Annotated in this window: 9 protein-coding genes; 7 read left to right on the forward strand and 2 right to left on the reverse strand. The window is 35.9% G+C overall.

Annotated elements, in window-relative coordinates; genetic code table 11:
- Positions 1-27 precede the first annotated feature (27 nt).
- Positions 28-1278: an ABC transporter ATP-binding protein gene (locus IQ226_RS05875; protein ID WP_193893228.1), complete on the forward strand. Its 1251-nt coding sequence runs from the start codon at positions 28-30 to the stop codon at positions 1276-1278.
- A gap of 85 nt (positions 1279-1363) precedes the next feature.
- Here IQ226_RS05875 and IQ226_RS05880 read toward each other — a convergent pair whose 3' ends face one another.
- The gene (locus IQ226_RS05880; protein ID WP_193893231.1) at positions 1364-2215 is read right to left on the reverse strand and encodes a DUF6671 family protein; all 852 of its coding nucleotides are present in this window, start codon (positions 2213-2215) and stop codon (positions 1364-1366) included.
- Positions 2216-2276: 61 nt separating this feature from the next.
- On the reverse strand, positions 2277-2849 hold the full coding sequence (locus tag IQ226_RS05885) for a GNAT family N-acetyltransferase (protein ID WP_193893234.1): 573 nt from the start codon (positions 2847-2849) through the stop codon (positions 2277-2279).
- 197 nt (positions 2850-3046) lie between these two features.
- Here IQ226_RS05885 and bioB point away from each other — a divergent pair, with 197 nt between their 5' ends.
- The 6 genes from bioB to IQ226_RS05915 all read left to right on the forward strand — a co-directional run bounded on the left by bioB (position 3047) and on the right by IQ226_RS05915 (position 8260).
- On the forward strand, positions 3047-4051 hold the full coding sequence (gene bioB / locus IQ226_RS05890) for a biotin synthase BioB (RefSeq protein WP_193893237.1): 1005 nt from the start codon (positions 3047-3049) through the stop codon (positions 4049-4051).
- An 81-nt stretch (positions 4052-4132) separates the two neighbouring features.
- Positions 4133-4450 (forward strand): hypothetical protein, encoded by a 318-nt coding sequence (locus tag IQ226_RS05895; protein ID WP_104387709.1) that lies wholly within the window; start codon positions 4133-4135, stop codon positions 4448-4450.
- Between the two features lie 92 nt (positions 4451-4542).
- Positions 4543-5778, forward strand: a complete 1236-nt coding sequence (locus IQ226_RS05900) for an N-6 DNA methylase (protein ID WP_228039267.1) — start codon at positions 4543-4545, stop codon at positions 5776-5778.
- 205 nt (positions 5779-5983) lie between these two features.
- Positions 5984-7900: a type ISP restriction/modification enzyme gene (locus tag IQ226_RS05905; RefSeq protein ID WP_228039268.1), complete on the forward strand. Its 1917-nt coding sequence runs from the start codon at positions 5984-5986 to the stop codon at positions 7898-7900.
- 16 nt (positions 7901-7916) lie between these two features.
- Complete coding sequence (locus IQ226_RS05910) at positions 7917-8027, forward strand: Rpn family recombination-promoting nuclease/putative transposase (RefSeq protein WP_228039269.1); 111 nt, start codon at positions 7917-7919, stop codon at positions 8025-8027.
- A gap of 71 nt (positions 8028-8098) precedes the next feature.
- Complete coding sequence (locus IQ226_RS05915; protein ID WP_193893263.1) at positions 8099-8260, forward strand: hypothetical protein; 162 nt, start codon at positions 8099-8101, stop codon at positions 8258-8260.
- Positions 8261-8333 lie beyond the last annotated feature (73 nt).

An 8333-nucleotide genomic window follows, 5' to 3' on the forward strand; every position in this document is an offset into this window, starting at 1 on the left:
AATTAATAAATTTTAAAGTGAATTCTTGTGGCACAAGTTGTATTAGAAAACGTTTATAAAAGTTTTCCCAGTCGCAGTGGGGAAGGGACAAAAGCGCAACAAGACGGTACAGATGGTGTAAGTGTCTTGCGACGGATTAATTTAACCATTGCTGATGGTGAGTTTATGGTGCTGGTAGGACCCTCTGGCTGCGGTAAAAGTACGCTGCTGAGGTTAATTGCTGGCTTGGAGGTGATGACTGGTGGTAATATTTCCCTAGGAGATAGCTTGATTAATGATTTACCCCCGAAAGCCAGAGACATCGCTATGGTGTTTCAAAGTTACGCACTTTACCCCCACATGACTGTATATGACAACATCGCTTTTGGTTTGCGTCGTCAGTTTCCAGACGCGGAATTTGGCAGAAAAAGATTTGCTCAATGGGGCGAAAATATACTGGTAGGAATGACAAAAAAGTTGCCTAGAGGATGGCGATATATTTCTGCTAAGGAAAGAATTGTTGATCAACAGGTGCAAAAAGTTGCAGGTTTGTTACAAATTGAAACCTTGTTAAATCGTTTACCTAAACAGCTTTCCGGGGGACAAAGACAACGGGTAGCATTAGGAAGGGCGATCGCTCGTAATCCTCAAGTATTCCTAATGGATGAACCATTATCTAATTTAGACGCTAAATTACGGGCGGAAACTCGGAGTCAAATTGTGAAATTGCAACGTCAATTGGGGATAACGACAATTTATGTTACCCATGATCAAACGGAAGCCATGACTATGGGCGATCGCATTGCAATTATGTCAGAAGGTAAAATACAGCAAGTTGCTGCTCCATTAGAACTATATAATCATCCTGCGAATCGGTTTGTGGCTGAATTTATTGGTTCTCCACCCATGAATTTCATCCCGGTGGAGTTTCACGCACCCTTATTAATTACCCATGCAAATTTCCGCTTCACTCTTCCAGATGTGTGGGGAAGTGCGTTACAAAAATACGACGGACAAACTTTAATGTTAGGTATTCGTCCAGAACATCTAATTTTAGGTGTACCTGCTACTAAAAATTTACCAGTTAAAGTAGATTTAGTAGAAAACTTAGGAAATGACACTTTTTTATCTGTAAAAATTGCCGATCCTGACTTACAAAATCCAGAGGGACAAACTTTACAAGTTCGAGTTCCCCCCGATAGATTCATCACCATAGATGAGCAACTTTGGCTATCTTTAACTCCTGAGAAACTGCATTTTTTTGACCCCAAAACCGAATTAGCAATATTTCCAAAATAGGGAGAAAAAGCGATCGCATTAAGTAGGTTGGCGTTGAAAATTGTTGTTATAGCAAGGCAAGAGGTAAGGGCTTTTCAAACAACCTCTAAGGATTACAATATTCACATAAACTAGGATCAGCAAATTCTTGATTGTTAGGAAATAATTGTTGTTGACTAAAGTTGCATTTTTGACATTGAAAAATTACTGCTTTAATTAATGAAGTTGGCTGATGACAAAGTTCACAGGGTAGTCCAGGTATTTTTTGATTGATAGTAAAACCAGGCGTATGACATTGGGGACATAAACTATTAATTTTATTCATTAAGTCTTGAGTAGCGATAGCAATATTTTTCATTCTGCTAGGATTATACATTGCTCTCATGTCTGTTTCTATATTAAATTTACCGTTTGTGCTTTTTCTGGCAATTTCTACTGAGTTGATCAGGTTTTCTTTGCTGGTGATACCTTTAATAAATTCTATTTTTCCTGTGGACATATTATCAAATGAAATTACTAACCCATGTTCAGGAAAACCTACTTTCTTTCCAAATTCTTCAGCTTCTTCTAAACTAGATATAATCTGATGATTGAAATTAGTTTCCATAGAAAATACTTCACCAATAATTTCTAAATCATTTTCTTGATCCAGAAAAATAATGATCTCTCGGTTAGCATAAATATAGGGAATGAGGGGATGAGGTGCAAAACTTCCTTCACTGGCTATGGCTATTTTTTTATCATATATTTCTAAGGCTTTTTGAGCTTTTAATCTAGCAGTAATAACCTGTGTGTCTGGACGTTGAATTTCTCTAGTAAAAGTTCCAAAAACATCAGTATTTAAGCCTTCAGGAACTATGACATTAATTCCTAAATGTTCTTTAAATAGAGGAGAAATTACTTTCTCTTTATTGTGCATTGTCGCCAAAATAGCCACGCGATTATTATATATTGACATAATTTTCTCCTTTGTTATCTTCAGATCCCCGACTTCTTGGAGAAGTCGGGGATCTAAAATACTATAAATTCGTTCGCCAGTGGGGATTTGTTAAACTTGTGAAAATATGATCTTCCCATTTACCATTAATCATTAAATAATCTCTGGCATATCCTTCAACTACAAAACCGACCCTTTTAAGAACATTCCCACTCCGGCGATTATGGGGCATATAATTAGCCATAATGCGATGCAGATTTAATTCTTGAAAAACATATTTAGTGGAAATAGACAAAGCTTCTGTCATGTAACCATAACCTTGGGCTGATTCTGCCAAACTATATCCTAAATGACAAAATTGAGCAGCACTATAGATAAAGTTACTAAAATTAGCAGTCCCCACAATTTGTCTAGGCTGATGTTTCCGATAAATAAATAGTTTTAATGAATAGTTGTTCACAAATTCCCAGAAATTGGTTTCTACTTGATACTCCCAATAATCGTCAGTGAAAAAGTTTTCATCCCATTTAGGATAAAATGGCGTAAGATATTCCTTATTTTCCGTAAAATATTTGAGTATGTAAGGAATATCCTCCATCACTGCCATTCTTAATATTAGGCGATCGCTTGTCAGAATTGGTGGCTCTGATGTCATATAATCAAATTTAAATATTTTAGTAAGATGATATTTTAAAAGTTTTGGGCGAATGTAATTCGCGGCTACATAACCAAAGTCCGCCTACGCGGACTAAAAAAATTCGGGTTTTATAACCCACGCAGGTGGGTTTCGTCTGTGTAGACGCGATTTCTAATCGCCGGGGCTAGTTAATTTCAACTACAAAGAGGATAATCATGGTAGAAATACGCTACAATTTGCAACCGACAGAGATTTTAACAATATATAATACCCCATTTCTAGAGCTAATTTATCAAGCTGCTACTGTGCATCGTCAATATCACAAACCTGAACAAATACAAGTTTGTAAGCTTATCTCTATTAAAACCGGTGCCTGTCCCGAAGATTGCGGTTATTGCGCTCAATCTTCCCGCTACAAAACCGAGGTAAAACCCGAAGCACTGTTAGAAAAAGAAACGGTGATAAATATTGCCAAAACAGCTAAAGAAAGCGGTGTTAGTCGGGTTTGTATGGGTGCTGCTTGGCGAGAAGTCCGGGATAATTCCCAATTTGAGGAAGTCCTGGATATGGTCAAGGATGTAACTGGCATGGGTTTAGAGGTATGCTGTACCTTGGGAATGTTGACAGAAAACCAAGCCAAGCGGTTAGAGGATGCGGGATTATATGCTTATAACCATAATCTTGATACCTCAGAGGAATATTACAGCACTGTAATTACAACTCGAACTTATGGCGATCGCCTGAATACAATTGCCAATGTTCGCCAAACTAATGTTACCGTATGTTCGGGCGGTATTCTCGGTTTAGGGGAAAATATTAGCGATAGGGTGGGAATGTTACATACTCTCTCAAATTTACAACCTCACCCCGAATCTGTACCCATCAATATTCTTTCCCAAGTTCCCGGTACACCTTTAGAAAATCAACCAGATGTCCCCATTTGGGATGTAGTGCGGATGATTGCGACTGCTAGAATTATTATGCCTAAATCTGACGTGCGGTTAAGTGCAGGTAGGGCGAGACTTTCCCAAGTAGAACAAGCTTTATGCTTCATGGCTGGTGCAAATTCCATCTTCTCCAGCGATGATAACAAAATGTTGACGGTGACTACTCCTTGTCCTGATTATGACGCAGACAAAGAAATGTTGAACTTGCTTGGTTTGGAAATGCGTCCCCCCTTCCAAAAGCAGGAAAAAACACCAACTCCAGTAATGATATAACAGTTGAAAATTACCTCTCCCTGACTGGGAGAGGACTCGAATATGCTAAAATTTAGGATGAACTTTAAGCAGGTGATCAAGATGACACAATCCACACCCCAAAGAGTTGTCCGTCGTGGTCGAGTATTTCCCGAAATTCAATGGACAGAAGAACAAAAAGCTGAAGATAGAGCTAGAAGACAGGCATTTTCTGATCGTTGTTGGGTAATTTTTGAGCGGTTAAAACCAGAAATATTAGATAAATATTATGGTTGGTATATTGCTATTGAACCTGATAGCGGTGATTATTTTATTGATCAAGATAAGGAAGTAGCCAGTAAAATGGCTAGAGAAAAGTATCCTCATGTTATTCATCATATTTATGGCATTAATGAAACGGGAGTTAGTGGCAGAATATGATTGAGGGCAGATTTGGAGAGAAAGGTCATTTTTAAAGTTGAGTTACTTATTACTTAATTCAATCTAAATTGTTTTCAAATCCTATATATTATATGAATAATCTACAAACCTACATTCAAGAAGTTACACAAATTTATCAACAACAAAATGCCACAGAACATACATATCGCCCAGCATTAAAAAAATTAATGGAATCTTTAGATTCTCAAATTCAAGCTATTAATGAACCAAAAAGAATAGCTTGCGGTGCGCCAGATTTTGTAGTGAAAAATGGTATTTTAGAAATTGGACATATTGAAGCTAAAGATATTGGTATTTCTCTCAAGAAAGTAGAAAAAACTGCCCAAATGGGGCGTTATTTTCAGGCTTTGGGTAATTTGATTTTAACTGATTATTTAGAATTTCGCTGGTATATTCAAGGAGAATTAAAATTATCTGCTTCTTTAGGAACAATTGATAAAAACAAAAAAATCAAAGTTGATAAACAAGGAATACAGGAAGTTGATCAACTTTTACGGCAATTTTTATTAGCTAAAGTTCCCCAAGTGACCACACCGAAGGATTTAGCTAAACGTATGGCTAGTTTAGCCCAATTAATGAGAGATGCTATCAAAACGGCGTTAAATGATGTGGATAATGGGGGAATGTTACGTCAGCAGCTAGAGTCATTTCAACGAGTATTAATTAAAGATTTGACGGTGGAACAGTTTGCAGATATGTACGCCCAAACTATTTGTTATGGGTTATTTGCAGCGCGGTGTAACACTGATAATGTTAATACTTTTTCGCGGGAAACAGCAGCTTTTAAATTACCGAAAACCAACCCTTTTTTAAGGAGTATTTTTGGACAAATAGCCGGACCAGATTTAGATGATAGAATTAGTTGGGCTGTGGATAATTTAGCGAATATTCTGCAACAAACGGAAATGGCAGAAATTCTCAAAGATTTTGGTAAACGTACCCGTAGGGAAGACCCTGTTGTGCATTTTTATGAGACGTTTTTGGCAGAATATGATCCAAAAATGCGAGAATCAAGAGGGGTTTATTATACTCCTGAACCTGTGGTTGATTATATTGTTAAAAGTGTGGATTATATTCTCAAACATAAGTTTAATATTAGTAAAGGTTTAGCAGATTCTAAAAAGATTAAAATCCCCAATCCCAAGGGTGAGGGAACTATAGAAACCCATCAAGTTTTGATTTTAGATCCTGCGGTGGGTACGGGAACTTTTATGCACAGTGTAATTGATTTTATTTATGATAAGTTTAAAAATCAAAAGGGGATGTGGTCAAGTTATGTTAGAGGTTGTTTGAAAAGTATTAGATGAACCCGATAATCTCTAGAAACCTAACCCCCCTTCCCCCCTTCCCTACAAGGGAATGGGGGTTTCAAAGCCTCTCCCCGCGTCGGGGAGAGGTTTGGAGAGGGGTTTATTTATACATTAAAAACTTTTCAAACATCCTCTTAGTCAACATTTATTACCTCGATTATTTGGCTTTGAATTGTTGATAGCACCTTATACTGTAGCACACATGAAATTAGGTTTACAGTTGCAAGAATTGGGTTATGATTTTAGTTCTGATGAACGGTTAAGGATTTATTTAACAAATACATTACAAGAGGCTTTTCAAATTCCTGCTGCTGATGGTTTTATGAACAGAATTAGAGATGAAGCAGAAGCAGCAAAGGATATAAAACAAGATGTTCCTGTGATGGTAATTTTAGGAAATCCTCCCTATTCTTATGAATCTATAAATACTGACCCTTGGATTGTGGGATTAGTTCGAGATTATTATCAAGTAGACGGGAAACCTTTAGGAGAAAGAAACCCGAAAGGATTATTAGATGATTATGTAAAGTTTATCCGTTTTGCTCAACATCGAGTTTCCGAAACCGGTTATGGTATTGTGGCTTTAATTACGAATCATGGTTATTTAGATAATCCCACTTTTCGGGGAATGCGTCAAAATTTGATGCAAACTTTTGATGAGATTTATGTTTTAGATTTACATGGGAATAGCAAGAAAAAAGAAGTTTGTCCTGACGGTTCACCGGATAAAAATGTATTTGATATTCAGCAAGGTGTAGCAATCAGTATTTTTATTAAATATGAAAATAGTCAGCAAAAGTTAGCATCTGTTTATCATGCTGATTTATGGGGTATGAGAGAGGTTTATGAAAATAAAGAGTTGGTTGGTGGTAAATATCATTGGTTAGCTGAAAATGATATTAGTTCAACTGAGTGGACAACTTTGAAGCCTGAGTTTGAATTTTATCTTTTTCAACCTCAAAATATTAATTTAAAGTCTGAATATGAAAATGCGCCAAAAATTACTGATATTCTCTTAATTAATAGTTTAGGTGTCGCTACAGCTAGGGATAATTTAACAATTCAATTTACCCACAATAAACTATGGGAAACCATAAATAAATTTATTGATTTATTACCAGAAGACGCAAGAAGTTATTTTGACTTAGATAAAGATGCAAGAGACTGGTCAATAAATTTAGCGCAAAAAGACATTAAAAATTCTGGCTTATCTAAATCACAAGTTTTTCCCATTATGTATCGTCCCTTTGATCAAAGATTTACTTATTATACAGGTAATTCTAGAGGCTTTCATTGTATGCCTAGAAGTGAAGTAATGAATCATATTATTAAAGGTGAAAATTTGGCTTTAGCCACTTTAAGAAGACCTCGTAATGAAATAGTAGATAATTTTTTTGTTAGTGATCAAATTACAGATAAATGTATAATTTCTTCTTTAGATAATGCAAGTATTTTCCCTCTCTATCTTCACCCGACCGATACCCCAACTTTATTTGATTCTCCACCAACTAACGCACCTGGAGGACGTAAACCGAATTTATCCCCAGAATTTATTACAGAATTTTCTCAAAAACTAGATTTAGAATTTATTTTTGATGGAAAAGGAGATAAAAATAAAACCTTTGGACCAGAGGATATTTTTAATTACATTTACGCTATCTTTCATTCTCCTAACTACCGTCAACGTTACGCCGAATTTTTAAAGATTGATTTTCCTCGTGTTCCTTTAACTTCCAATTCCGCGCTTTTTTGGGAGTTAGTGATTAAAGGTGATAAATTAGTCAAATATCATTTAATGAAAGAAACAGGAACAGAAATTTCTACCTATCCTATTCCTGGTTCTGATATTGTGGAACAAGTGAAATATAATGAAAATCATCAACAAATATGGATTAATTCTGAACAGTATTTTGATCAAGTTCCGCAACCAATTTGGAATTTTTATATAGGTGGTTATCAAGTTTGTCAAAAATGGTTGAAAGATAGAAAAGGACGAGAATTGAATTTTGATGATATTAGCCATTATCAAAATATTATTTCCATCATATCGGAAACTATTCAGATTATGGAAGATATTGATCAAATTATTGAAAAATATGGCGGTTTTCCGTTAGAATAATAGTTAACAACAAGATATGAAGACAGACACGATATTTTACACATTACTGCAAAATCTCCCCAGTGTTTTATTTGAACTGATAGAACAGCCCCCTACACTAGCTTTGGTTCTGTTCAACCGCTTGTAACTCAAACTTCTATAAAATCTTTACCCATACCTATTTTTGATGTTCAATTTCAACAGCATATTAATTCAAACTTGCTTGAAAGTTCTGATTTAAAACTAAAATCCAAACAACTTCTAGAAATTGCTAAAATAGGAGTAGAAAAAGCCATTGAAACCGATAAAGCAACAGCTACAGATTGGATAAATCAGCAATTGGCAATATTAGGAATTGATATCAAAAGCATCATCAGTTAATTTCCTGTTGTATATAGCGGTATGCACTTGCATGAGATACATCATAGCCCCCTCATCGCTTGCGGGGAGGGGG

Source organism: Dolichospermum sp. LEGE 00240, from assembly GCF_015207875.1.
Taxonomy (GTDB): domain Bacteria; phylum Cyanobacteriota; class Cyanobacteriia; order Cyanobacteriales; family Nostocaceae; genus Dolichospermum; species Dolichospermum gracile.